Consider the following 24,068-nt stretch of genomic DNA (forward strand, 5'->3'; position numbering starts at 1 on the left):
CAACCTAAGTGCTCGAACTGGGTCGAGTGATTAGGTGCTTTAAAAAGCAATAAGTAACACAACCTTAAGGCCACGAGCTGGGTCGAGGCCTTTTCACCGGAAGTTACAACTATGAACAAAAAATATCTTTCTGTTGCCTTGTTGGCTGCGCTAGCAGTGCCAGCTATGGCGGAAACCACTGTCGACGATATGTTTACTAACGGTTCTTTGACCGGTCAGTTCCGTATGTTCGATTTCACTCGTAGCTTTAATGGCGACACTCAAACTCGCCACGATACTACCTTCGGCGGCATCTTTAAGTACCGTACTGCTGAAGTAAACGGCATAAAATTTGGTGCAAGCTTTGCGTCTGCTAACCGTATGTTCGTTGACGAAAACCAAGGCATCTACGGTCTGCTGGGCCGTGAAGACGGTAAACACTCTAACGTGAACCGTATGCAGGAATACTTCGTTGAAGGTAACTGGTTTAACACCGACATCAAAGTGGGCGCTCAAGAACTGCGTACCCCAATGATGAACCCACACGACATTCGCGCTATTCCACGTACTTTCCGCGGCGTGTCTGTGGTTAACAACAGCATCGACAACCTGAAACTGACCGGTTTGTACATCACCGACAGCATGGGCTGGACTGACACTACGTTCGTGTCTGTTAACCAAGCCGTTGCTGGCGAATATGCACGCCAAGGTATCCAGGTTAATGTGGCTGATAAGCCAGTTTATGCGCTGGGTGCTACATACAATGTCCCAACGGGTTCTGCGCTGAAACTGACCGCTAACGTATGGGATTACCGCATGCCAGACGTATTCAACGAAGTTTATGCTAAGTTGAACCTGTCTATTCCTGTTGGTGATGCAGAGTTTTATCTGACGCCTTCTTACCTGAAGCAAGATTCTATCGGTAACGAAACTGCTAACGAATTGGATACTTACCAATGGGGTACTCACCTGGGCGTGAAATACGCAGGTGCTGATCTGACATTGTTCTATGCAGAAACTGGCGATCAAGGCCTATTGGCGCCATGGGGCGATGAGAAAGTGGTTATCCAACAAGTGTACCAATGTACTCGTGGCCAAGAAGACGTATACGCTGCTCGTCTGAACTATGACTTCAGCAAAGCAGGTGTTGATGGCCTGAGCGCTTACGTATTCTACGGTGATTATGACGTGCCAGAAGGCATGGGCAATGACTTCACCGAAACTGACTTCTCTGTTATCTACAAGCTGGACCCTGTGTTGAAAGGTCTGAGCACTCGCGTTCGCTACGCCATGGTTGACGTTGATGGCGGCGAAGATATCGACGATCTGCGTCTGTTCATCTACTACAACTTCAAACTCGGTCACTAATTCCGCGTCCCTATGGCTCCGCCCACTGCTCCCGGGCGGGGCCATTTCTCCTCGATAAAATGAAAAATCATATATCTGAATGACCAAGGTCATTTGGAAGGGAAGGTTTTACATGAAAAAAACGAATTTCCTGTTACCACTTGCTATTGCACCTTTGTGTCTGGCGATGTGGGGTTGTAATGGTAACGGCCATAACAACGACGAAAACACTGCCAATACGCTGCCAATTTTAGGCGAAGCCACACCGGGCTCATTGAATAGCTGTGAAGATCTTGCGACCCAATTTAGCTTTGATAGCACAGTGATTACCGATGCCCACACCGTTGCCGCAGGCGCGGTCAGTTACAACGACAGCGAAGCTTACAATGCACCAGCTCACTGTGTGATCACCGGTTACATGAATGAACGTACTGGCAAGGGCATCGCGGGTGATACCACTTATCGCATCGGTTTTGAGATGCGTCTGCCGGTCGATTGGAACGGCCGCTTTTACTATCAAGCCAACGGTGGTTTAGATGGCTCAGTTGCCAAGGCTGTTGGTCGCTTCCTATTCTCTGGTGGGGCCGACTCTGGTGCCTTGAACAAAGGGTTTGCGGTGATCAGCTCTGACGCCGGGCACCCATCGCCTACACCGACATTTGGTTTAGATCCGCAAGCTCGTAAAGACTACGGCTACAACGCGGTGGCGCAGTTAACACCTATGGCCAAATCCTTGATTGAGACGGCTTATGGTAAGCAGCCAGATCGTTCTTACTTTGGTGGCTGTTCTAACGGTGGTCGTCACACTATGGTGGCAGCAACCCGTTATGCGGATCTGTATGACGGCTTCCTTGTCGGTAACCCAGGCTTCAACCTACCGAAAGCGGCGGTTGATCAAATGTACGGTATTCAACAGTACTCCAGCTTGGTGGACGTGGATCCGAACGATATTCTGGCCAGCATTCAAGGCGCTATCACTGAACAAGAGTTTGGTGTGGTGTCAAAAGCGGTATTGGCGCAATGCGATGCGTTGGATGGTGCAGCCGATGGTATGGTCAACGCACTCGAAGCGTGTCAGGACGCCTTTGATCTGAATCGCGACGTGCCAACCTGTGCTGGTGACCGCGATGGAACCTGTCTGACGCAGGCGCAAAAAGATGTGCTGAGCAACATTATGGGCGGTGCACATAACACTGCTGGTGAAGCGATCTACACCAACTTCCCATATGATGCAGGCATGGGGACTGATGATTACTTCAGCTGGGAATACTTCATGGCCATGATGCGTGACCCAGGTGCTGTTGCCTTTATCTTCAGCACTCCGCCTACACTGTTGGGGAACACTGAAGCGGATGCGTATAACTACGTGAAAAACTTCAGCATGGATACCGATGCTCCAAAAATCTATGCCACTGATGCGACCTATACCGAAGCGGGTATGGACTTTATGCCGCCGGTGGATCCAACCGATATGGGCACCTTGCGTGATCGTGGCGCAAAGATTCTGGCGATTCACGGTACCTCAGATCCTGTGTTCTCTGTGCAAGACACCATCAACTGGTATAACGGTTTAGAAGCGGCCAACACCAACGAAGCAGACAAATTTGCACGTCTGTATCTGGTGCCGGGCATGAACCACTGTGGTCGTGGTCCTGCGACTGACAAGTTTGATGCCTTAGATAAGCTGGTGAGCTGGGTGGAAGATGGCACTGAGCCAGAAGCGATTGAAGCCTCTGTACGTGCCGACAATGCTGAGTTGCCAGCGGACTGGTCAGCACAACGTACACGTCCATTGTGTCCGTACCCTCAAATTGCCACTTACAATGGCAGCGGTAGCGTAGAAGATGCCGCGAGCTTTAGCTGTAAAGCCCCTGAATAACTATTAGTTCGTTTGGTTCTCTATTAGTTGACACCGTTTGGCAGCCTGTATTGCAGGCTGCCTTTTTTATCAGTGGCCTAAGTGGCTGACGTGACGAGTGAAGGATGGTGAGGGCGACCTAAATCAAGCATACAGACGATAGTAAGAAACTGTACTAAATAGCGAAAACCGCTAAACCGTTATTATCAAATAAACAAAAAGCAATATAAATCAAATTGTTAAATTCTGGCCTGTTTCCTGCTTTACTCCTAGTCGACTTGCGGCGTGGTGGCTTGTTTCACCGCAACGCAAGGCTTCCCGACCGCAGGGTTCAGTTTGAACCCTGCTCCTTTTTTGCTATCAGTTGCAGTTTTTGCGTCCGCGATAGCTGTTTCACTTGCCACTCCCGTTGATGTGCTGCGCGTTTATCGCCAATCAACTCATGATACGCTAACTGCAGCGGCCCGCGACCTCGCAGGTATTTTGCTGCTTTAGCGCCGCCTGCCTGATGCTCTTTAAAACGGCGCTCGACGTCGGTAGTGACGCCGGTATACAACTCGCCGCCGTGACAGCGGATCATATACAGGTGCCATTGCTGTGTTTCAGTCATCAGCAGCTTACTGCTCAATGCCGAGCAGTTTGAGGAAGAAGGCGTACTCTAACGCCGTATCTTCATAGCGACGATAACGCCCGCTCTTACCGCCGTGACCTGCTTCCATATCCATGTTGAGCAGCAACAGATGGTCGTCAGTTTTATAGTCACGTAATTTGGCGACCCATTTAGCTGGTTCAAAATACTGCACCTGCGAATCATGTAAGCCACTGGTGACCAGCAGGTGCGGGTAGGCCTGTTGCTTAATGTTGTCGTAGGGGGAATAACTCAACATATAGTCGAAGTAGGTTTTCTTATTCGGGTTGCCCCACTCATCATATTCGTTGGTGGTGAGCGGGATTGATTCATCCAACATAGTGGTCACTACATCCACAAACGGTACGTGGGCAGCCATGGCGAGGTAGAGCTCTGGTGCTTGGTTAGCAACTGCGCCCATCAGCAGACCACCGGCACTGCCACCTGCGGCGACCACTTTGCCAGCGGCGCCATATTTCTCCGCCACTAAACCACGGGTGACATCTTCAAAATCATTGAAGCTGTTTTGCTTGTGCAACAGTTTGCCATTTTCGTACCAAGCGCGGCCGAGCGTTTCGCTGCCACGCACATGGGCAATGGCATACACTACGCCGCGGTCGAGCAGACTCAGCACTGCGTCATCAAAGTCAGGGTCAATCACGATGCCGTAAGAGCCGTAGCCGTAGACATACAGCGGGTTAGTGCCATCGTGGCGGAACTTATCTTTACGATAAACCAAGGTCACCGGCACTAAGGCGCCATCGCGTGCGGTGATGCGCAGCCGCTCACTTTGATAATTGTGCTTATCAAAGCCCCCTACAACCTGACGTTGCTTCAGCAGCGTGCGTTTACCCGGTTGATCTAAGTCGTAAACATAGGTGGAGTCAGGTGTGGTTGGACTGGAGTAACGAACTCGCAGTTCACGTGCATGCTGGTTGAGATTAACGCCTAGGCTTACCACATATGCGGGATCATCAAATTGCAGTTCATAGCCGCGATTCGGGTTGGCATCTGGATACACTACGATATGCGTCAGACCATTTTCACGGGTTTGCAACGCCAGATAGTTATCCAATACCAATACTTCTTCGAGCAATACATCGGGATTGTGGCCAATCACCTGCTGCCAGGCATTTTTGTCGGCGGCATCGGCCATATTGACCTTCATTAAGCGGAAGTTTTCCGCTTGCCAGTTGGTCAAAATAAAGAAGTCGTTGGCACGTTTGACGATGTGATATTCCACACCTTCTTCACGCGGGGTGACCACCTGAAACTGCCCTAATGGCGCACTGCTATCCAACACTAATACTTCGCTTGTGGTGGTGCTTTCACAAGACAGCACCACGCGGCTTTCATCTAGGCTACTGCCGAGACTGATATAGTAAGCATCGTCTTTCTCTTCATAGACCAACTGATCTTGCGCCTGTGGTGTGCCCAATTTGTGGCGAAATACCTGATAGCCAAGCAGTGTTTGCGGATCTTTGGCAATATAAAACAGATAGCGGTTGTCTTTACTCCATGCCAGACCCGCTTCATCCACATTTTGCAGCACATCATTCAGCAGTTGACCAGCGCTAAGATCCTTGATGTAGACGCTGAAGATGCGGCGGCTGAGCGTGTCTTCGGCAAATGCCATCAACTGTTCATTCGGACTGATGCTGACGCTACCGAGTGAGTAAAAATCGTGGCCGACGGCGCGTTGATTGCTGTCGAGCAGTAACTGTGCTCGGCCATTGAGTGACTCTGACCGCTCCAGCAGGGGATATTCTTTACCTGCTTCAAAACGACGTGAATACCAATGAGCATGCCATTTATATGGCGCCGAGCTCTCTGCTGGGTTGAGTCTTGCCGTCATTTCAGTAAACAGTTTGCTTTTCAGCCCCTCAAACGGCTTGAGCTTTTCAGCGGTGTAAGCGTTTTCCTGGGTCAAATAATCCAGCATTTTAGGATTGGTGCGGCTATCGTCGCGCAACCAGTAATAGTTGTCGGTACGGGTCACACCGTGGGTGGTCATTTGATGCGGTATTTTCGTTGCCACTGGCGGTACAACAGGTTTATCTGCGGTCATGGTATTTGTGCATCCACATAGCCATAAGGCGATGGTTATCAATCCGAGGGGGCGTAACTGTTTGATCATGAGTTCTTTTCCGCTATCAGTGCCATCATCATCAATGATTGACAGCTCACTAATCGGCCACTGAACACAGACAACAGGCCATTAACAACTATAGTGACAATAAGCGGGCCTGTACCGCAAGTGTTGCATGATAAATGTGATTCAAGGTGTTGTTATTTCTTCGGTTGAGGCGCATGATCTTAACCGAGCTGAGCAATCAGCCACTATTCTCAGGGCGGGGTGTGATTCCCCACCGGCGGTAAATCGTCAGTCATATGACTTGCGAAAGCCCGCGAGCGCTCGGCGTTGCCGAGGACAGCAGATCTGGTGCCATCAACCGCAGTTGATTATTCCAGAGCCGACGGTGTTGCCAATTGCAGATTGGTTCAGTCCGGATGGGAGAGAATATGACATAACTTCGTCTAGTCGAAGTAGATAGCCATCGGTGCATGCCGATGCGCAGTGCCATCTCTTTTTTGCCCTGATTCTGTAAAAAACCATGTTTTTAAAGGACTTTTACCATGAATCAGTCTCTGCTTACGCCTTTTGGTACTCCTATTGAACGCGTTGAAACTGCGCTTGCCGCATTACGTGACGGCAATGGGGTATTAGTGGTCGATGATGAAGACCGTGAAAACGAAGGCGATATGATCTTTGCCGCTGAAACCTTAACCAGCCAACAAATGGCGCTGCTTATTCGCGAAGGCAGTGGCATTGTCTGTTTATGTCTAACCGACGAACAAGCGAACGCCTTAAACCTTGCACCTATGGTGCAGGATAACTCAAGTCAATTTGGTACGCCGTTTACGGTCAGTATTGAAGCCAAACATGGCGTGACCACCGGAGTTTCAGCGGCGGATCGCGTGACCACAGTTAAAACTGCCATTGCGGCCGATGCCAAGCCGGAAGACTTAGCTCGTCCCGGCCATGTGTTCCCGCTGCGTGCTCAGGCAAATGGCGTATTTGCTCGCCGTGGCCACACTGAAGCGACCGTGGATTTGATGAAGTTGGCGGGCCTCAAGCCTGCCGGTGTGCTGTGTGAAGTCACCAATGAAGACGGCACTATGGCGCGCTTGCCCGGCATTATCGCTTTTGGTGAACGGCACAACATGCCAGTGCTGAGCATTGAAGATATTGTCGCTTATCGCCAATCTCTGTTGGCGGCGGCAGTGTAAGCTCTTGCTCCGCAGCAATTAAGGTACGGCCAGTCGGCAGTGATTGTTGATTGGCCGTTTTTATTGTTGCCGCTGGCTAACAAATTCTGTGGGCAAATATGCGCGTTGCGTTTCAGCGTGGCATAATAGCCCGCAATTCGTCATTCAAGAACTCCGAGGTTGTCTATGTCCAAACCACAGGACCCTTGCGCCCAACCGACATTGCTTCATCCGAATGAAGCCCTGCCCAAACTGTTACAGCAAGTCACGACTATTGAAGACACCGAAGCGGTGGCGCTCACCGACGCATTAGGTCGAGTGTTGGCGGAAGATCTCGCCAGCAGCATCGAAATGCCGCCGTTTGATAATTCCGGCATGGATGGTTACGCCTACCGTTTTGCCGATTTGCCACAAACCGGCACATTAAAGCTGATCGGCCGCTCTTTTGCGGGTCATCCGTTTGATGGGGAATTTGAACCCGGCAGCTGCGTGCGCATCATGACTGGGGCAGAAGTGCCTGCCGGTTACGATACTGTGCAGATGCAGGAATACGCTCAGGTTGATGGCGATAACATCACCCTGGAGCCGTGCAAACAGCAAGGTGAAAACGTGCGCCATCGCGCGGGTGAGTTAGCGATTGGTCAGAAAGTGCTAACAGCGGGCACCCTGATCCGTGCCGCGGAGATGGGCGTGATTGCCACCATTGGTCTCGCTTCTGTGCGGGTGTTTCGCCGTGTGAAAGTCGCTTTCTTCAGCACCGGAGATGAGCTGCGCCCACTGGGCAGTGAGTTACAGCCGGGGCAGATTTATGATTCCAACCGCTATGCCATTAAAGGCTTGTTGGAGCGTTTGGGCGTCGAGTGGATTGATTTAGGCGTGATCAAAGATGACCGCGAGTCGATCCGCGATGCTTTCCGTCAAGCGGCATCAATGGCCGACATGGTGCTGACCTCCGGTGGCGTGTCTGTTGGTGAAGCCGACTTCACTAAGCAAGTGCTCGATGAAGAAGGCAAAATCACCTTTTGGAAGCTGGCGATGAAGCCGGGTAAGCCATTTGCGATGGGACATATCGGCAGCGCTATCTTCTGCGGTTTGCCGGGGAATCCGGTATCGACGATGGTGACGTTCTACAAGCTGGTGCTACCGCTGCTGCATAAATTGCAGGGCATGAAGCCTGTGACGCCGTTACAGCTGCAAGCGACATTGACCAGCCCGATTGGCAAAAAGCCGGGCCGTGTTGAATATCAGCGCGGAATTTTGAGTCGTGCCGAAGATGGTAGTTTACATGTCTGCACCACTGGCTCGCAGGATTCATCTCAGATGAGCTCGATGCACTCTGCCAACTGCTTTATTGTGTTGGAGCAGATGCAAGGCAGTGTGGCTGCCGACAGTGTCGTTACGGTTGAACCCTTTAACTCTGTGCTTTGCTAACCCCCAAGGTCGCGATAATGGATGAGATCCTGTCTGATAGTGAACTGATGCGTTATAGCCGTCAGATCTCCCTCAAAGGAATGGACATTGACGGGCAGGAATTGCTCAAACAATCACGGGTATTGATGATCGGCGCGGGCGGCTTAGGTTGTACCGCCGCGCTGTATCTGACCGTGGCCGGTATTGGCCATCTAACGTTGGTGGACTTTGACACTGTGGATGTGTCCAACTTGCAGCGACAAGTGCTGCATACCGACGCTAACGTTGGCCAAGCCAAAGTCGACTCAGCCAAGGCGAGTTTGCTGCAGCACAATCCACACCTTAGCATTGACACTATCAATCAAGTGCTGGATGACCCAGAGATTGATGCTTTGGTGGCGGAACACACGATAGTGGTGGATTGCACTGACAATCTGATGGTACGCAATCAGCTCAATCGAGCCTGCTTTAAGCATAAGGTACCTTTGGTATCTGCCGCAGCTATTCGTATGGAAGGGCTGATCACAGTATTTAACTATCAGGCCGCACAACCCTGTTATCACTGTTTCTCCAGTCTGTTTGGCGAGCAGCAATTGAGCTGTGTTGAGGCCGGCATTTTGGCACCTGTGGTCGGCATGATGGGCTGCTTAGAAGCGACTGAGGCGATTAAAGTGATCACAGGGATGGGCAAACCGCTCTATGGCCGTATTTTGATGGTCGATGCCATGACCATGGAGTTTCGCGAGATGAAACTGCCGAAACAGCCCAACTGTGCGGTATGTGGCCACTAAGTAGCCGTGTCCGCAGCTTACTAAAGGTCGCCATCGGCGACCTTTTTTACTGCCCTAATTTGCTCAGGTGGCAGTGTTAACGTTATTGAGACCTACCAAGGTAAAGTCAGCCGTCAGTCGTAGACATTTGTGCTAAAAATCGCGATGATCCGCGCGCTCGCATGTAAAAGGAATTTAACGACATGGAAAACACCGTATTTGACCGCCGCGACACCAACGACAAGGTGATCGGCAGCCAACTGTATAACCTGATCATCGGCCTGACCTTACTGTGGGGCTTCGCGATTAACTACCTGATGGTGCAAACCATCGACCCAAGTATTATTATCTCCGTCCCTCCGCTGCTGTTCTTTGGCGGTTACTTCGTCTGCTGTTTTATCGGCATCGCCATGTTCAGCAAATCTGACAGTCCGGTGGTGAGCTTTATCGGCTACAACTTGGTGGTGATCCCGTTTGGCTTAGTGATCAACGTCGTGGTTAGCGGCTATGACCCCATGTTGGTGGTAGAAGCGATGCGCATTACTACGCTGGTAACGCTGGGTATGATGGTGCTGGGCACTTTATTTCCTGCCTTTTTCGCTAAAATCGGCCGCGCACTGTTTATCTCACTGTTGGTGGTGATTGTGGTCGAGTTGGTAGAGATGTTTATCTTCAACGTGCACCACAGCATTCTCGATTGGGTCGTGGCGGTGATCTTCTGTGGTTACATCGGCTACGACTGGGGACGCGCTAATATGATCCCCAAAACCGTGGATAACGCAATTGATAGCGCCGCGGCGCTGTACATGGACATCATCAACCTGTTCCTGCGTATTTTGCGCATTCTCGGTAGTCGCCGTTAGCCACCGCTGGTGGAATCGTGACCAACAAAAAAGGCTCCTGCAGGAGCCTTTTTTGTTATCGATGCGCTATCGTCCACGCATGGGTCAAAGACAGTACACAATAGTGTGTGCGATTGACGGGTTAAGATCTCGGGCCGATAGCTATCAAATAGGTTTTGCTATTTCTTGGCCGCCGCTAATGCCTGCTCAAGCACTTGCTCAGCATTGGCAGCGACGTCATCACCACAGGCTTTTTTCATCAAACCAACAAAGCTTTTCAGCTGCTCAGGCGTAATGCCATTGTTCATGCTGATGAAGTAGTGGGCGCCTAACTGGCTGTTAACCCCTTGCATATTGGCCAGTGCTGCAATGGTGGCAACTTCACGTTGTTTCCATGACAGTACACCGCGCTCAAAAATATCGCCAAACAGGTGTGCTTTCAGGTATTCGTCAATTGCAGGAGCAAAGTCAAACAGTGCGCCTTTAACTTCACGACCAACCAATTTAGTTTGGTTAGCACCGCCAATTTCTAGGCTGGATTTGCCTGCAGGAATAGGTTTTCCGGCTTCACCTTCGGTGTCGTTAATACCTTTGCTCTTACGTTCTTCCAATACTTTCATAAAGGTGCCGAGCGCATTTAAGCTGCGTGGAAAGCCTGTATATGCGTAGAGCTGCACTAGCACTTCTTTAATTTCGTTGACGGTAAGCCCGGCATCTAAACCCGCATTCAAACTGGCTTGCAGCTGGTCAATTTCGCCAGCAGCAGCGTGGGCTGCAATAGGGATAATCGCTTGCTCTTTGGTATCAAATTCTGATGTCATCGCGTGTGCCTCCGTAACGCAAAATATTGAGATGAATAGCAACACGAAACTGTTGAGCAATTTGGCTATCTTCATAAAATATCCTTTTTATTCGATGTCAGACAGCTACCACCACTGTACCCGTTGCCATCTATTTACAGGGGATTGATTGTTCCTACTCTATGCGCATATTGTCAGTAGGTGCTAGCCTATTCGTGTTGTAATCATTGCCTGATCTTACAAAGTAATGCCTCAATGATAGCGCACCGCTGGCCGCTTTGGGCGAGTATGAACTTAGTTTAATTATTGAGATGGCATTGTTGAATGAATTCAAATTGGCTGTTTAATTAATGGTTAAATCACCACAGACAATTAACATCTTGGTGATTGTAACTCTGCGTCCTTATTACTTAAAATGCTCAAGCTAAGTTCGCATTGTGGCCGACAAGTTTATCGATGAAGTGAGTTGTTATGATGAAAAATGAATCTCAATTTTGCAGCGAGTCAATGCAATCGGCCTCTGCGCGATTAATTGCGTTAATTGACAAGTGGACCGCGGCAGATTCGCAGTTTGTAACAGCGATCCCCGGCTTAAAATTGACGCGTTTTACCGCCACTACTCCGTCGATAAGTTATACCCATCAGCCCAGCTTGTGTTTGATCGCCCAAGGTCGCAAAGGTGTCCTGCTCGGTGATAAACACTATCTGTATGACGCCAGTCAGTTTTTACTGTCATCGATGGAGTTGCCGGTTATCGCCAATATTGCCGAAGCCAGTGTTGAGCGCCCCTATTTGAGCCTAGCACTGGAGCTGGATCTGAAAGCATTGTCGGAGCTGATTATCGAAGGTGAGTTTCCGCTCGCCAACGTGCGCCAACCGCAGACCGCCATCAGCGTTGGCGTGTTGACGCCAGAATTGCTCGACGCCATTGTGCGCCTGTTAAGTTTGCAGGATGAGCCGCAAAGCATTCGTATGTTGGCACCGCTGATCACCCGTGAAATCTATTATCGCTTGCTGAGCACTGAGCAGGGCGGTCGCTTGCAGCAATTGGTGGCGGCAGGAAGCCATAGTCATCAGATTTCTAAGGCGATTAGCTGGCTAAAAAGTAACTTCACTGCATCGTTGTCGATTGATGAACTGGCGTCAGATGCGGGCATGAGTAAGTCGGCGTTTTATACCCATTTTCGCGCGATTACCTCAATGACACCGCTGCAGTTTCAAAAGAAATTGCGTTTAGGCGAAGCGCGGCGCTTGATGCTGACGGAAAACCTCGATGCCATGTCGACCAGCTTTCAGGTCGGCTATGAAAGTCCGTCACAATTTAGTCGTGAATACAGTCGCTTATTTGGGGCGCCGCCGTTGACCGACATTCGCAAATTAAAAGAGAGCGACGCCGCTTAGACAATCCACTCACTCATTACCACGTGGGTTTTGATTTTGCAGATCGCAGGATGTGCATCAATCGCTTCGCGCACCTTGTGTAGCCGTTGCATGGTGGGCACATTGACGAAGATCAGCAAATCCATTTCGCCGGAGATGCCATGACAGGTGATGATCTCCGGAATCGCCCGCAGAAAATCTACCAATTGCGCGCAGCTCTTCTCTCGGTGTTGTACCTCAAAGTAGGCGCTGACCGCCTCTTTTTCTGCTTCGCTTGTCAGCACTTGGTAGCCACGGATCACCTGCGTTTGTTCGAGCTTTTTAATACGCTCTGAGACTGCGCTGCGTGAGAGATTGATGCGCTCGGCAATCGTTGAGACGCTCATGCGCGCGTTTTGCCGCAATGCGGCGATGATGGCTTGGTCAAATTTATCCATAAATAACTCTCGACAGAAAGGCGCTAATGCCGACGAATCGTCGGCCAATTCGACAATAATCACGGCCAAATGGTACAGATTGCGCGATTTGAAACCGTTATACTGCCGTTATTAATTGAGCACAGTAATTTAGCAGATGAATCAAACCACAGGAACCATTGGTCGCTGGCAGGGCGCTGGCTTGATGGCCACCACACTGCTGGGCACCGGCGTGTTTATTTTACCTCAGATGACCATCGATATTGCCGGCGCAGGGGCGCTGCTCGCATGGGGATTACTGACGCTTGCGATTATTCCTATTGCGCTGGTATTCGCGCGATTAGGCAGTAAATATGCCCATGCGGCAGGCCCTGCCTATTTTGTCGAACAAGCCTTTGGCAGCTTGCTTGGTCGCGCCGTTGGTTTGTGTTTTTTGTTGATTGTGCCGATTGGCGCGCCTGCTGCCATTCTTATGACGATGCAGTTTTTTAATGCATTGGTGCCGATCTCCGGTTGGGTGGAAGTGGGCTGCGAACTTGCGGTATTAGTGTTGCTGCTGGTGGTCAATTTGCGCGGTATTCAGGTGTCTGCCAAGGCACAACTGCTGCTGACATTAGCTATGGTCGCGGTGGTGGTAGCGATGTGCGCCTCAGGGCTGCTGCATCCAGAAGTCGTCGGCAAGCTAGAGCACCACAGTGTTGAAACGGCAACGATGTTAAAAGCGCTCGGCATTGCCTTTTGGAGCTTTCTCGGTATTGAGGCGATGACGCATCTGTCAGCGGATTTCCGGCAGCCATCTAAAGACTTAGTGCCCGCGATGATGACAGGTACTGTGTTAGTGGGTGCTATCTACCTCGCCTGTAGTTGGTTGTTACTGCAAATCGATACCGACGCGCCAGTGGCGATGATGGGGGCTTTTGATACCTTGCTCGGTGGCTATGGCGCTGCGGTAATTGGCGGACTAGGGATTGCTTCCGGGCTGGCAACAGTGAATGTGTACAGTGCCAGTGTGGCGCGTTTGCTGTGCAGTTTCAGTGAACAGGGGATTTTACCGGGTTGGTTTAAACAACGTAATCAACATCAGGTGCCAGTACGCGCATTGGCCTTGGTACTGCTAGTGATGGCGGTGGTGATTCTGGTGAACTTCCTTGCTGGCGTCAGGCTAGAGCAGCTGTTGTCTTGGGCGAATGGCGTGTTTGTCGGCATTTATCTGCTGTCGATGTTGGCGGCGCTCAAATTGCTGGATAAAAGCGCGCGGCCGTTAGCCCTGTTCAGCAGCCTAGTGTGTTTAGTGCTGGGCTACTCTTTGGGCTCGGCGATGATTTATGCGGTGGTATTGCTGGTGAGTTTATTGGTGTTGCTGTGGTGGCAACAGCGGGTCAAACAGCGGCATCCACCGAAAGCCAGTTACTCATAAATTTTCGTCGCAGGCCGTAAAAGCTGACCTATAGTTAATCTTCGAACCTGTCATCGGAGAATAGCAATGGGAAATGCGGAAATTATCAGTCGTGTCGAACAATTGCCGCGATTGCCGAAGGCGATCAGCGAGTTGTTAGATACAGTGAATGACGATAATGCGGCGATGGAACTGCTGGCGGAAAAGGTCTCTCATGATGCGTTAATCAGCGCCAAAGTCTTGCGTATGGCCAACTCGGCGCGCTTTGGCCGTAGTCGCGAAATTGGCTCGATCGATGAAGCGGTGATCCGGCTTGGTCAACAACCATTGCGGATTCTGGTGACGGCATCGGCGATCACCTCAGCGATTCAAGTGGCACCCGGCATCAGTCCGGTGGAGTTTTGGGGGCGCGCTTTTGAAGTCGCCTTCTTTAGTCAGGAATTAGCCAAACGTGCCAAGCTGCGCGGCGATACTGGTTTTACCTGTGGCTTGCTGCATAATGTTGGAGAGCTGCTGTTAGCCTTGTTAGAACCCGCAAAATGGCAGCAAGTGCAAGCAGCGGTCGCCAAAGGGGCGGATCTGCAACAACTCTGTATGCATTTGATTGGTACTGAACCTGCCGAAGTTGCTGCCACGTTGGCGGCTGAGTGGCGTTTTTCCGATGAGCTAGTGGAAGGCTTACGTTACCAAAACGATCCGGTGTTGGCTGAAAAGCGGTCGCAATACGCTCAGATTATCTTCTTGGCTAAATTAATTATCGATGGCTGGCCGCAGGGACCGCAGGAGGAACGCACCAGTTGGTTGGCGCAAGTGGCTGATAAATATGGTGTAAGACTGCAGTTGGATGGTTTAGCCGTGAAACTTGAATCACTGGTAGGTTCAGGAGTGGAAATGGCCAAGCAGTTGGGCTAGTGCATATATCTCCGTCAGCTTACACAATCAGGCAATGCTAGTGTGGCATTGCCTGATTACGCAGTTGGATCAGCTCAGAATGCTTTAGATAGAGCAGATCTGAACAACGGCGAATAATCTGATCTTCATAACGACACAACTGACCATCGGCATAGGCAATCTGCCACATTGCCAATACCAGTTGTTGTTTCTGCTCGACCGAGAAGTTGTCATTAATAATCGAGGTAAACTCAAACAACGAGGTGGCATTCTGGCCGCGTTGGGTTGCTTCTGCTACTAAGGCGTCAGCTTCTGCGCTGCCAATTTGCAGGGTTTTCTCTAGCAGTTCGGGCAAAATCGCGGCTTCTGCTCCCGACATCTGTTCGTCAGCAAACACCACCTCCATCAGCATACAAGCCGCCGCCAACTTGAGTTGGTGTGCTTGTTCCTCAGGGCTTGGAGTGTCCTGTAGCTCGCGTAAAAACTGCTTTAATTGAGCGATCATACAACTGCTTCCATAGCGAATAGGTGAAGTTTAGAAACGGAAAACCGCGTTTGAGTTCCATTAAATTACATTAATGCGCTTAACCCTTGGCTTAATAGAGAAGCGGTACCTTCACCACCCTGTGCCTGCAGGTAGTTTTTCAGAATGTCGACCATAGGTGCGGCTAACTCTTTGGAAATTCCCAGCTTAGAAAAGGCGTCATACACCATAGCGCTGCCTTGCAACGAGCTGCCCAAACCACCCGCTTTTGACAACAGACCACTCATACCTGAGTTGCTGTCGGTGCTCGGTGTTGCGGCTAGCAAACTATCGACGTTCGGAATGGCACTGGAAATCTGCCCAAAATCGCTGCCGCTCATATTCGATTGCGCCAAGGTTAACAGGCTGCCGAGTCCGCCTTCCGCTTGTTGCTGATTCAAATTCAGCTGTGACATAACGCTACCCACCAAGTCACTTGATTGTGCTTCGGTTTGCGTCTGCGGCTCAGTCGTTTGAGCGGTTGCGGTTTGTTTGAGCTTAGATGAGATGTTGTCCAGTAATCCGGCGTTAGCAGCCATCGGCAGTGACAGGGCGGCTAACAGTAAAACAGAGGCTTTCATTGGGAAACTCCTTTATCCTGTGAATGGCTAACATTCTAGGCATAATTGCGTTGCCGATGCACGATTTTCCTGTTAGGTCACGCCTAAAGCCAATTTCCGCGATGCATTAATGGCGGATTTTCGGTATTCTTGGGCTCGTCCAATTTTTTGCTAATAATCATCTCTGGAAAGCTGAATGCCACTCTCCTCCATCTTCACCGAAGCCTATTATTTCTTCCGTAACCACCTGTTACAGATTGCGTCTTTTGCGGTGCCGATTCTGGCATTGGAAATCGGCCTGCAACTATGGTTGGGTAAAGCCATGGAGCAGATGGATCAACAAGCTCCGTCGTTTAGCGGTGGTCAAGTGGCGGTGGTCTTGACCATCTTGTTGCTGTTTACCCTGCTGATTGCCGCTTTGACCTTGTTTATGGAACTGCGCACCGCCGGGCATCAGCCTACGCCGCAAGCGGTAATTAAACATAGCATTGGCTTTATTCCAGGATTACTGCTGGCAGGGGTGTTGTCAGGACTCGCAATTGCCGCGCCGACCATGCTGTTAAGCGCTTTTGGCCCGGCAGTGGTTATCGGTTTGGGGATCAGCGCCTACCTTGGCGCGCGTTTTTCTTACGTGAATTTTATGCTGGTGGTTGAACATCTGTCGCCGCTGCAAGCGATTCGAGAAAGCTTTGTGTTCAGCCAAGCGATTACCGGTAAAACCATCGTGGTACTGCTGATGTATCTCCCGTTTATGCTGGTGGAATCTGGGATTGCCAAGCTAGTGCCAGACGCGCCGTTTATCGTAAATCTGGTGATTAAGACGCTGGTTGGCTTTTTTAGCTTGTACGTCAATGTGGCGCTGTTCCGCCTGTATCGGGTCAATCGCCCGTTGCAACAGTCGTAACGGAGACGGCCGATGCTCGATGATGTGCAGTTTGTAGCGAACCTTGCGCCAGAGCTTGCCGAAGAATATCGCAGCGCTAAGCGGTACGTGCATGACGTGCCAACGCAGGCGCTGCTACATGTGCGCAGTTTTGCGCATCGACTGACATCGCTGCTTGCAGCGCCTCATCAGCTGAAATTTGACAGCCCCAATCTTTATGACCGCATTGAGCAGCTAAACCGTCAACGTCTGATTGATGTGCGCATTACCCGTGCCTTGCACCGTTTGCGCGCGGATGGCAATCGCGGTGCCCATCCCGAAAAATATCACCTGTCGAATGATGCGCTCGCCAAGCTGGCACACAAGGCGCTCAGCGAAGTGCTGAACGTCGTCACTCTGGCTTATCCACGCCTAACTCAACATGAAGCGCCAGAGTATCAAATCGCTGAGGAGCGTGAGCTTGATAGCCGAGAACTGAGTTATCGTGCGGTGATGGAGGATGACCATCAGGCGCAGTATCTGTTGGGCATCGCCTTTAAAAATCGCGCCTTGATGCAAAAGGCAGAACAAGACGGCGATGTTGCCGCGGCCGATCGTCTGTTAGCCAAAGCTGCCTATTGGTTTGAACAGGCGAGTGAAACGGAAGCGCAGGCAAAATTTGAATATGGGGTGTCGCTGTTACACGGCTATCGCGGTAGCACGCAACCCGAACAGGGCGAGCAGCTGATCGCTGCTGCGGCTGAACAGGAAATCGCCGATGCAATGGCGTTGCTGGGGTATTTCTACATGGTTGGCAGCCACTGTTTTGAGGTCGATTTAGTCAAGGCGCAGAGCTATCTGCAAGCCGCCGCTGCCGAAGATCAGACAGAAGCGATGGCCAATCTTGGGGTGTTGTTCTATCAGCAACAGCAACTCGAACAAGCTTTTCATTGGATTGCGCAAGCCGCCAGAAGTGGTTACCCACATGCCCAGTATCATCTGTCGTTAATGTTAGCCCGCGGCGAAGGTTGCAGTGCTGACAGTGTTGCCAGTGAGCAGTGGCTGGCTGAAGCGGCTGAACAAGGCCAGCTGGACGCCATGTTGGCGCGAGCTCAGCATATGCTTAACGATGAACATTCATTTGGCAGTGATCTTTCTCAAGCAGAGCAATATCTGCGAGAGGTCATCCGTTATGATCAACGCGTGGCCGCCATGATTGAACTGGCGATTGCACTGACTGACGGCAGTTTTGGCCGTATTGATGTAGTTGAAGCCGCCGCGTGGTTGAAGATGGCTAAAGGCCGTGCGGATGATAATGAACTGGCGGTTATCACCCCCTTGATTGATTCGTTATTGCAACAAACGCAAAGCGTGTTGCAGGTGACCGGTAATGCGGATGAGCGCAAATCACTGCAACGTGCGCTGGAGCTTCTGAGCGAGTGCTAGTCCAGTTTGGCAAAGCGTTGCAGCACATATTCCACTAACATTCTTACCCGTAGCGGCAGATGGTCGCGATCCCGATACAACATAAACAGGGTTCTTACCTGACTGCGCCACGCTGGTAATACATGGACCAATTCACCTTCAGCAATCATCGGCAGGGCAAAGTAGTCTGGAATGTAACCGATCCCCAACCCTGACTTGACTGCATGGGTCAGCATGGCAATTTCGTCGACTTCTAACCTTACCCCTTTTTGCGGGTGGTAGTCATAGGCTTCGCCGCTGGTTTTATGCTGCAGTTGCCAAGGGATCATCGGTCGACATAACACCAGCGGATGACCACAGAGTTGTGCCGGAGTGTGGATGTCGCTGACGTCATACTGCGCATGGGCACAAAGAATAAAATGGATATCTTTTAGCGGCCGTGCAATCCAGCTTTCTACGATTGGGCTGCCGACGCGGAACACCACATCCATTGCTTCAGCTTCGATATCGATCAACGAGTTAGAGAAATGCAGATCCAGCTGGATATCGGGATACTGCTGTAAAAAATCGTAGAAGATCTGCCGTAAAAAGTAGGAACCTGAGTTAATCGGGGCGGACACCCGCACCTTGCCGCAGGGACGATGTTTCTCGCGATGTAGGTCTTCATCAATATCGTCGAGCTCTTCAAACAAGGCGGCGCAGCGTTGGTAATACTGCTCTCCGGTATTGGTTAAGCTAACCCGATGAGCATCGCGGTTGAGTAACCTGAGCTGCAGGTCACTCTCCAATTGACGGATGCGACGGCTTAAGGTCGACAGCGGCATTGCCAATAACTCTGCTGCCGCTTTAAAACTGCCTAAGCGGGCGACAGCGCAAAAACAGCGCAGATCATCGAGCGAATAACTTGATTTCATTTTTGGAATCTATCGTCTTATTTTTGCCTGTTTATCCGAATTTTGAAATCAATACACTAGCCTGACTGTTTTGACAAGTATTCGGAGTGACGATGAAGTCAGACTCAATTTTAAAGGCGGTGTTGCTGCTGAGCCTCTGTACCTTTTTTTGGGGCAGTTGTTTTCCCATTGGTAAGCATGCTCTGAATGAAGTTCACGCACTGACTTTGGTGTTGTGGCGCTTCGTGATCGCTGCGCTATGTTTAGCCGTATATCTGCGCTTTACCCGCAGTGCCAAAGTGCAGCTCAGTTTTTGGCAATGGGCTTGGGTTATTGCGGTCAGTGCGATTGGTGTCGGCGGACTAAATTTGGGGCTATTTACTGGTCTAAGCTACACCAGTGCCACTAACGGCGCGCTGATTATGGCGCTCAGTCCACTCACAACATCCTTGCTTAGCAGTGTTGCTCAGCGACGTTTGCCCAGCCTCATTCAGGGGATTAGTCTGCTGGTGAGCCTGACTGGGGTGCTATTGGTGATCACCAATGGTCATCTCGCCAGCTTGTTGGATTTACAGATTAATCATGGTGATAAGCTGATATTTTGCGGCATGTTAGCCTGGAGTTTCTATACCTATTTCAGTCAGGGCATCAGTCGTTGGATGGCGGTGATTCCCTACACTTTGGTGGGCATGGTCAGTGCAGCCGTGGTGATTGGTATCATGTGTCTGGCATCACCAGAGGTGCAACCACTGACGGAACTATGGCATAGCTCAGCATTGGGATTGACCGAAGTTGTGTATGTCGGCTTGTTTGGTACAGTGGCGGGTTATCTGTTGTGGCTCAATGGTGTACAACGTTTAGGCTCGGCCACCGCCTCACTTTACTTCAACCTCGTGCCCATTTTTGCGGTATTAACGGCGTTTGTGATGGGACAGGCGGTCACGCAACTGCAGTTGCTTGGCATTCTGGTAGTGGTGATGGGATTACTGCTGCCACGGATTAAGCTGCCGCAAAGAAGCACGCCGCAGCGTTGTGGTTCGTTTGATTAAAGCGGTTGTCGTGTTTGAGCGTCAGTCCTGATGCTCAAACACACGGCCTTTGTTTGGCCAACGGCTGTCTCGTTCAACGTGAGGGGTGCGGCGGTAGATGTCACGATAGCGACTATTGCGTGGGCGGTAACTCTGCCATATCTGTAGCGCAAAACTGCTGACCCGCTGGCGACCGACGAATAAAGATATCGTTAGCAGTACCAAGCTCAGAACAAACAGCACAGGTAGTGCTAATACCAGTAAACCGAGAAACAGCAGACTGAATAGCATGCCGAGTGCAAACGTCCACAGAGACGACTGACTATGCCGAAGAGAATAGCGTTGCATAATAATCTCGCTGGTTAACTGCCATTGGTAATACCGAATATGGACACTTAAGCTTAAAGTTTTATTAAACTACGCTATTTGAGCGACTGCTAATCGTCTTATTCGTCACAAAAATGCTATCTAAAACCGCAGAACCCGCTAAACGAACCTACTGTGTTCGTTGCCAATATCCGCAATCAGCCTGTGTTTGTGCCGCCATTCAACCGATGGCGGTGCCACAACAGCTGCTGGTGTTGCAGCATCCCTCTGAAGTCAGCCATACCAAAAATAGTGTGCGTTTGTTGCGTCTGGCAATCCCGCAAACACAGGTTGTGGTGGGCGAGAGTGCCACGGACTTTGCCGCATTGCGGCAGCAATTGCAGCAGACTGCTTGTGCCCTGGTTTATCCAGCGGATCAAGACGCGGCGGCTCCCTTAGCTAAGATTGCAGCAGATTCGCCTATCAAAACCTTAGTGCTGCTTGATGGCACCTGGCGTAAAGTGCATCGCATGCTGTGTTTAAATCCTTGGTTATTGCAGTTGCCGCGGCTGAGTCTTGATATCCAGCATGGGAGTCAGTACCGCATTCGTAAGGCGAAACGCAGCGACAGCTTATCGACGCTGGAGGCAGCGGTGTTTGCCTTAAAGCAATTGCAACCGCAGTTGGATATTACGCCTACGTTGAACTTGTTAGATGAACTGGTGGCGCAGCGGCTGGCGCGCATGCCAGCCGACGTGCGTAAACGCTATTAGTGTTTATTGCTGAGTTGGGCGTTGGTGGTGTGGTGAAAGTGCGCCATGGCAAATTCTTGTGGATGCAGCGGATAACCAAACAAAAAGCCTTGTGCCGAGCCTTCGCCCATGGCCAATAACATCTCTTTTTGTTTATTGGTTTCAATACCTTCGGCGACAAAGTGCAATTCGAGCGCTTGGCTCAGTTGCACAATCGCCTGACACAGCTGCTGGCCGCGGCGGTGGTACAACTCGCGGGCAAATTCGCCGTCAATCTTGAGACTGTCAATCGGCATATTGCCCAGACGACTCAGTGATGAGAAGCCTGTACCAAAGTCATCAATGGCGACCTTAATCCCCATTTTCCGAATTTTGGCCAGCGTAGCGCGTGCCTGCTGCGGGTGGTGCAGCAACACCGACTCGGTGATTTCCAACATCAGCGCGCTTGGCGGTAATTTAGTGTTACGTAGCACTTGTTCGACCTGACCGATAAAATCGAGATGCTCAAGTTGCAGTGGCGATACGTTCACTGAAATAACAAACTCGGGAGACTGCTGTTCACGCCAGCGCGCCGCCTGAATACAGGCCTGCTCCAACACCCAATTGCCCACCGAGACAATCAGCCCGGTTTCTTCCAGCAAGGGCACAAAATCTACCGCTTCAATCAACTCGCTCGGTGTTTTTTGCCAACGTAGCAGCGCTTCGGCCCCCAGCAATGAGCCATCCGAAAGATTCACAATCGGCTGATAATAAAGGCTAAATTGCCCCAGACTCAGTGCGTGACGCAGATCGCCGAGCAGCTTCAGACGATGCTCGGCTTCTTCACTCATGCTGCTATCGTAAAACATAATATGATCAGCGCTTTGCTTGGCGCTGTACATGGCGGTATCGGCCTGACTCAACAGGAGCGAGGCGCTGATCCGCTCGCTGCCAAAGAGGCTGATGCCGATACTGGTGCCGAGATAAAACTTCTGTCCCTGCAATTCAAAAGGTGTGTCGAATAGGGTCATGATCTGCTGTGCAAATTGCAGCACTTCTTGTTCATCGTGGCAGTCGGTGATGATCAGGGTAAATTCATCACCGCCCATACGGGCGATATCGGCTTTCTCGATGCAGCCAGCTTCCAGTCGTGCCGCCACCATTTGCAAAATCATATCGCCGGTGGAGTGACCAAAGCAGTCATTTACATGCTTAAAGCCGTTAAGATCCATAAACATCAGTGCGCCCAGCATCGCATCGGTACGCTGATGGTGTTCTTCTAACGCCGCTTTAAGCAGCTTTTTCAGATGGCGGCGATTTGGCAGGCCGGTCAGCGAGTCATACATGGCTTGCGTGGTTAGTCGTGCCTCCAACTGTTTGCGCCCGCTGATATCGCTAAAGATGGTAACGAGATAGCTGCCGCCGAGTTCATCATTAAAGCGGCGGCTGTTTTGCCAAGCCGGAAACTGTTTACCGTCGGCGCGTTGGCGTAATACTTCACCCTGCCAGAAATCACGCTCGCTGAGTGCCAGTTGGCACTCTTTGAGATGAATATCGCCTGCAACATCGAGCAGCGTCAGCGATTCGCCCATCAACTGCACCGGGCTGTAACCGGTAAGACGACACAGCGCCTTGTTAACCGCGATAATGGTGTGTTGCTCGTCAGTAATGGCCACCGCTTCGGCGCTTTCTTCGAGAATATTGGCCAATACCGCGCGGGGAATGGCATCAAACTCGCGGTTTTTCTCTTGTTCTTGGCGCGGTTGAGCGCGGCGATTAAGCGCTTCAAAGCGAGCCAGAATCATCGACTTACCGTCGTACATCACCGGATACAGAGACAAACGTGTTGGCAGCTCTTTACCGTCGCGATTCAGGTGCAGCCATTGTTGAGTGTGCGATTGTAGTTCAGCATCATCCAGCAGCTTACGTGCTTGTTCTATGCTGCTTTGACCATTGAGTTGCAGCCGCGGCGAGAAGTCGTACAGTGCGGCGCCAATGATTTCGTTACGCAGACAGGCAAAATAGGCCAATGCCGCTGAGTTGGCCGCCACAAATACCAAGTCGTCGATTAACGCCAGTGCGGTATCGTTAGGCTGAGCACGCCACAAGTCCAGCTGCGACTGCATGGCGCTGTCTATTTCTAGTCGCTGAAGTACTTGGGTCCAGTGGATCATTCGGGGTCTCCGCTAAGCCCCCGAGTCAATGGAGCTCTGTCTGAGTAAAATGGTCAAAATCTGAGTAGCAAAAAATATACAGATTTACGCGCTATCTCAATCAAAAAATTGATTTTATGTAGAAAAACGCGATTATCGACTAACTGCTGAACAAAATGTGTGACTATGATTGAATATGTTGCTGTCATTGGGTGAGGGAAGGGTAAATGATTCGAATCTGTTTGGTGTTATTCAGTTTTCTGCTGAGCTCGACACTCTTTGCGGCGGAATTGACCGAGGTGGGGCGTCAGGTTGGTGACAAAGCAGCGAAACAGGTGCAACAAACTGAGAATTTGCAGTTACTAAAAGCCAAAGCCGCCGCGCAGCAAACAGAAGCGCGTGAGCAAGCGATTTTGCAAAATCAACCTTCCAGTCCTTGGCAAGCGCAGCAACGTGCCAAAGCACAGCAGCAGTTTGATGAACGTAAGCAGCGAGAAGCTAAATATTTGCAGCAAGCCAAAGATGCCGCAGCCAAAGAGCAAAAGATGGAAAAGCCAAAGATGAAAATCATCAAGCGCAAAACTGAGTAGTTTGGCTCTG

23 protein-coding genes and 1 riboswitch are annotated in these 24,068 nt (G+C 50.8%); of the genes, 14 read left to right on the plus strand and 9 right to left on the minus strand.

Annotated features, from left to right (window positions below):
• The first annotated feature begins 111 nt into the window (after positions 1-111).
• Together HR45_RS09225 and HR45_RS09230 are read left to right on the plus strand one after the other, a co-directional pair.
• Positions 112-1,347, plus strand: coding sequence for an OprD family outer membrane porin (locus HR45_RS09225; RefSeq protein WP_037442193.1), 1,236 nt, complete (start codon positions 112-114; stop codon positions 1,345-1,347).
• Positions 1,348-1,459: 112 nt separating this feature from the next.
• Positions 1,460-3,205, plus strand: a complete 1,746-nt coding sequence (locus tag HR45_RS09230; protein ID WP_037442195.1) for a tannase/feruloyl esterase family alpha/beta hydrolase — start codon at positions 1,460-1,462, stop codon at positions 3,203-3,205.
• Between the two features lie 310 nt (positions 3,206-3,515).
• Here the strand turns inward: HR45_RS09230 and HR45_RS09235 are convergent, their stop codons facing one another.
• Entirely contained in the window at positions 3,516-3,794 is a 279-nt protein-coding gene (locus tag HR45_RS09235; RefSeq protein WP_037442403.1) for a GIY-YIG nuclease family protein, read from the minus strand.
• A 7-nt stretch (positions 3,795-3,801) separates the two neighbouring features.
• Positions 3,802-5,949 (minus strand): S9 family peptidase, encoded by a 2,148-nt coding sequence (locus HR45_RS09240; RefSeq protein ID WP_037442197.1) that lies wholly within the window; start codon positions 5,947-5,949, stop codon positions 3,802-3,804.
• Positions 5,950-6,150: 201 nt separating this feature from the next.
• Positions 6,151-6,339: riboswitch (FMN riboswitch) on the plus strand.
• A 110-nt stretch (positions 6,340-6,449) separates the two neighbouring features.
• On the opposite strand from HR45_RS09240, the gene ribB reads away from it, so the two are divergent.
• The 4 genes from ribB to HR45_RS09260 all read left to right on the plus strand — a co-directional run bounded on the left by ribB (position 6,450) and on the right by HR45_RS09260 (position 10,125).
• Positions 6,450-7,103 carry a 3,4-dihydroxy-2-butanone-4-phosphate synthase gene (gene ribB / locus HR45_RS09245; protein WP_037442199.1) on the plus strand — a complete coding sequence of 218 codons (654 nt, stop codon included), beginning with the start codon at positions 6,450-6,452 and terminating at the stop codon, positions 7,101-7,103.
• A gap of 165 nt (positions 7,104-7,268) precedes the next feature.
• Positions 7,269-8,513 carry a molybdopterin molybdotransferase MoeA gene (gene moeA / locus HR45_RS09250; protein WP_037442201.1) on the plus strand — a complete coding sequence of 415 codons (1,245 nt, stop codon included), beginning with the start codon at positions 7,269-7,271 and terminating at the stop codon, positions 8,511-8,513.
• A gap of 17 nt (positions 8,514-8,530) precedes the next feature.
• A complete protein-coding gene (gene moeB, locus HR45_RS09255; RefSeq protein WP_037442203.1) occupies positions 8,531-9,283 on the plus strand; it encodes a molybdopterin-synthase adenylyltransferase MoeB in 753 nt (250 codons plus the stop codon).
• A gap of 182 nt (positions 9,284-9,465) precedes the next feature.
• Entirely contained in the window at positions 9,466-10,125 is a 660-nt protein-coding gene (locus HR45_RS09260) for a Bax inhibitor-1 family protein (RefSeq protein ID WP_037442204.1), read from the plus strand.
• A 158-nt stretch (positions 10,126-10,283) separates the two neighbouring features.
• Here the strand turns inward: HR45_RS09260 and HR45_RS09265 are convergent, their stop codons facing one another.
• Positions 10,284-10,925 carry a carboxymuconolactone decarboxylase family protein gene (locus HR45_RS09265; protein ID WP_081933437.1) on the minus strand — a complete coding sequence of 214 codons (642 nt, stop codon included), beginning with the start codon at positions 10,923-10,925 and terminating at the stop codon, positions 10,284-10,286.
• A gap of 450 nt (positions 10,926-11,375) precedes the next feature.
• Between HR45_RS09265 and HR45_RS09270 the strand changes: the two genes are divergently transcribed.
• A complete protein-coding gene (locus HR45_RS09270) occupies positions 11,376-12,305 on the plus strand; it encodes an AraC family transcriptional regulator (RefSeq protein WP_206537897.1) in 930 nt (309 codons plus the stop codon).
• Here HR45_RS09270 and HR45_RS09275 read toward each other — a convergent pair.
• Entirely contained in the window at positions 12,302-12,721 is a 420-nt protein-coding gene (locus HR45_RS09275) for an Lrp/AsnC family transcriptional regulator (protein ID WP_037442407.1), read from the minus strand. The two genes, HR45_RS09270 and HR45_RS09275, sit on opposite strands and share 4 nt — an antisense overlap.
• A 136-nt stretch (positions 12,722-12,857) precedes the next feature.
• Between HR45_RS09275 and yjeH the strand changes: the two genes are divergently transcribed.
• Both yjeH and HR45_RS09285 read left to right on the plus strand, forming a co-directional pair.
• Positions 12,858-14,117: an L-methionine/branched-chain amino acid transporter gene (gene yjeH / locus HR45_RS09280; protein WP_037442208.1), complete on the plus strand. Its 1,260-nt coding sequence runs from the start codon at positions 12,858-12,860 to the stop codon at positions 14,115-14,117.
• Positions 14,118-14,183: 66 nt separating this feature from the next.
• A complete protein-coding gene (locus HR45_RS09285) occupies positions 14,184-15,008 on the plus strand; it encodes an HDOD domain-containing protein (RefSeq protein ID WP_037442209.1) in 825 nt (274 codons plus the stop codon).
• Positions 15,009-15,045: 37 nt separating this feature from the next.
• On the opposite strand, the gene HR45_RS09290 is transcribed toward HR45_RS09285, so the two are convergent.
• A complete protein-coding gene (locus HR45_RS09290; RefSeq protein WP_037442210.1) occupies positions 15,046-15,492 on the minus strand; it encodes a tellurite resistance TerB family protein in 447 nt (148 codons plus the stop codon).
• Positions 15,493-15,557: 65 nt separating this feature from the next.
• Positions 15,558-16,091: a DUF2780 domain-containing protein gene (locus HR45_RS09295; protein WP_037442211.1), complete on the minus strand. Its 534-nt coding sequence runs from the start codon at positions 16,089-16,091 to the stop codon at positions 15,558-15,560.
• A 175-nt stretch (positions 16,092-16,266) separates the two neighbouring features.
• On the opposite strand from HR45_RS09295, the gene HR45_RS09300 reads away from it, so the two are divergent.
• Positions 16,267-16,974: a hypothetical protein gene (locus HR45_RS09300; protein ID WP_037442212.1), complete on the plus strand. Its 708-nt coding sequence runs from the start codon at positions 16,267-16,269 to the stop codon at positions 16,972-16,974.
• A 12-nt stretch (positions 16,975-16,986) separates the two neighbouring features.
• A complete protein-coding gene (locus HR45_RS09305; RefSeq protein WP_037442213.1) occupies positions 16,987-18,378 on the plus strand; it encodes a tetratricopeptide repeat protein in 1,392 nt (463 codons plus the stop codon).
• Here the strand turns inward: HR45_RS09305 and HR45_RS09310 are convergent.
• Positions 18,375-19,271 carry a LysR family transcriptional regulator gene (locus tag HR45_RS09310; RefSeq protein WP_037442215.1) on the minus strand — a complete coding sequence of 299 codons (897 nt, stop codon included), beginning with the start codon at positions 19,269-19,271 and terminating at the stop codon, positions 18,375-18,377. The two genes, HR45_RS09305 and HR45_RS09310, sit on opposite strands and share 4 nt — an antisense overlap.
• Before the next feature lie 92 nt (positions 19,272-19,363).
• Here HR45_RS09310 and HR45_RS09315 point away from each other — a divergent pair, with 92 nt between their 5' ends.
• Positions 19,364-20,299, plus strand: a complete 936-nt coding sequence (locus HR45_RS09315) for a DMT family transporter (protein WP_037442216.1) — start codon at positions 19,364-19,366, stop codon at positions 20,297-20,299.
• A 21-nt stretch (positions 20,300-20,320) separates the two neighbouring features.
• Here HR45_RS09315 and HR45_RS09320 read toward each other — a convergent pair whose 3' ends face one another.
• Entirely contained in the window at positions 20,321-20,626 is a 306-nt protein-coding gene (locus HR45_RS09320) for a hypothetical protein (protein ID WP_156104048.1), read from the minus strand.
• Positions 20,627-20,739: 113 nt separating this feature from the next.
• On the opposite strand from HR45_RS09320, the gene HR45_RS09325 reads away from it, so the two are divergent.
• Complete coding sequence (locus HR45_RS09325; protein ID WP_037442221.1) at positions 20,740-21,357, plus strand: tRNA-uridine aminocarboxypropyltransferase; 618 nt, start codon at positions 20,740-20,742, stop codon at positions 21,355-21,357.
• Here HR45_RS09325 and HR45_RS09330 read toward each other — a convergent pair.
• Complete coding sequence (locus HR45_RS09330; RefSeq protein ID WP_052074639.1) at positions 21,354-23,489, minus strand: putative bifunctional diguanylate cyclase/phosphodiesterase; 2,136 nt, start codon at positions 23,487-23,489, stop codon at positions 21,354-21,356. The two genes, HR45_RS09325 and HR45_RS09330, sit on opposite strands and share 4 nt — an antisense overlap.
• A gap of 206 nt (positions 23,490-23,695) precedes the next feature.
• Between HR45_RS09330 and HR45_RS09335 the strand changes: the two genes are divergently transcribed.
• Positions 23,696-24,058 carry a hypothetical protein gene (locus tag HR45_RS09335; RefSeq protein WP_037442223.1) on the plus strand — a complete coding sequence of 121 codons (363 nt, stop codon included), beginning with the start codon at positions 23,696-23,698 and terminating at the stop codon, positions 24,056-24,058.
• Positions 24,059-24,068 lie beyond the last annotated feature (10 nt).

It is taken from the genome of Shewanella mangrovi (genome assembly GCF_000753795.1).
Classification (GTDB): Bacteria; Pseudomonadota; Gammaproteobacteria; order Enterobacterales; family Shewanellaceae; genus Shewanella; species Shewanella mangrovi.

What these genes read in the sequence shown, in the direction of transcription:
- HR45_RS09225 (WP_037442193.1), top strand. Translation starts at nt 112, where the DNA reads ATGAACAAAAAATATCTTTCTGTTGCCTTGTTGGCTGCGCTAGCAGTG.
- HR45_RS09230 (WP_037442195.1), top strand. Translation starts at nt 1,460, where the DNA reads ATGAAAAAAACGAATTTCCTGTTACCACTTGCTATTGCACCTTTGTGT.
- HR45_RS09235 (WP_037442403.1), bottom strand. Translation starts at nt 3,794, where the DNA reads ATGACTGAAACACAGCAATGGCACCTGTATATGATCCGCTGTCACGGC.
- HR45_RS09240 (WP_037442197.1), bottom strand. Translation starts at nt 5,949, where the DNA reads ATGATCAAACAGTTACGCCCCCTCGGATTGATAACCATCGCCTTATGG.
- ribB (WP_037442199.1), top strand. Translation starts at nt 6,450, where the DNA reads ATGAATCAGTCTCTGCTTACGCCTTTTGGTACTCCTATTGAACGCGTT.
- moeA (WP_037442201.1), top strand. Translation starts at nt 7,269, where the DNA reads ATGTCCAAACCACAGGACCCTTGCGCCCAACCGACATTGCTTCATCCG.
- moeB (WP_037442203.1), top strand. Translation starts at nt 8,531, where the DNA reads ATGGATGAGATCCTGTCTGATAGTGAACTGATGCGTTATAGCCGTCAG.
- HR45_RS09260 (WP_037442204.1), top strand. Translation starts at nt 9,466, where the DNA reads ATGGAAAACACCGTATTTGACCGCCGCGACACCAACGACAAGGTGATC.
- HR45_RS09265 (WP_081933437.1), bottom strand. Translation starts at nt 10,925, where the DNA reads ATGACATCAGAATTTGATACCAAAGAGCAAGCGATTATCCCTATTGCA.
- HR45_RS09270 (WP_206537897.1), top strand. Translation starts at nt 11,376, where the DNA reads ATGATGAAAAATGAATCTCAATTTTGCAGCGAGTCAATGCAATCGGCC.
- HR45_RS09275 (WP_037442407.1), bottom strand. Translation starts at nt 12,721, where the DNA reads ATGGATAAATTTGACCAAGCCATCATCGCCGCATTGCGGCAAAACGCG.
- yjeH (WP_037442208.1), top strand. Translation starts at nt 12,858, where the DNA reads ATGAATCAAACCACAGGAACCATTGGTCGCTGGCAGGGCGCTGGCTTG.
- HR45_RS09285 (WP_037442209.1), top strand. Translation starts at nt 14,184, where the DNA reads ATGGGAAATGCGGAAATTATCAGTCGTGTCGAACAATTGCCGCGATTG.
- HR45_RS09290 (WP_037442210.1), bottom strand. Translation starts at nt 15,492, where the DNA reads ATGATCGCTCAATTAAAGCAGTTTTTACGCGAGCTACAGGACACTCCA.
- HR45_RS09295 (WP_037442211.1), bottom strand. Translation starts at nt 16,091, where the DNA reads ATGAAAGCCTCTGTTTTACTGTTAGCCGCCCTGTCACTGCCGATGGCT.
- HR45_RS09300 (WP_037442212.1), top strand. Translation starts at nt 16,267, where the DNA reads ATGCCACTCTCCTCCATCTTCACCGAAGCCTATTATTTCTTCCGTAAC.
- HR45_RS09305 (WP_037442213.1), top strand. Translation starts at nt 16,987, where the DNA reads ATGCTCGATGATGTGCAGTTTGTAGCGAACCTTGCGCCAGAGCTTGCC.
- HR45_RS09310 (WP_037442215.1), bottom strand. Translation starts at nt 19,271, where the DNA reads ATGAAATCAAGTTATTCGCTCGATGATCTGCGCTGTTTTTGCGCTGTC.
- HR45_RS09315 (WP_037442216.1), top strand. Translation starts at nt 19,364, where the DNA reads ATGAAGTCAGACTCAATTTTAAAGGCGGTGTTGCTGCTGAGCCTCTGT.
- HR45_RS09320 (WP_156104048.1), bottom strand. Translation starts at nt 20,626, where the DNA reads ATGCAACGCTATTCTCTTCGGCATAGTCAGTCGTCTCTGTGGACGTTT.
- HR45_RS09325 (WP_037442221.1), top strand. Translation starts at nt 20,740, where the DNA reads ATGCTATCTAAAACCGCAGAACCCGCTAAACGAACCTACTGTGTTCGT.
- HR45_RS09330 (WP_052074639.1), bottom strand. Translation starts at nt 23,489, where the DNA reads ATGATCCACTGGACCCAAGTACTTCAGCGACTAGAAATAGACAGCGCC.
- HR45_RS09335 (WP_037442223.1), top strand. Translation starts at nt 23,696, where the DNA reads ATGATTCGAATCTGTTTGGTGTTATTCAGTTTTCTGCTGAGCTCGACA.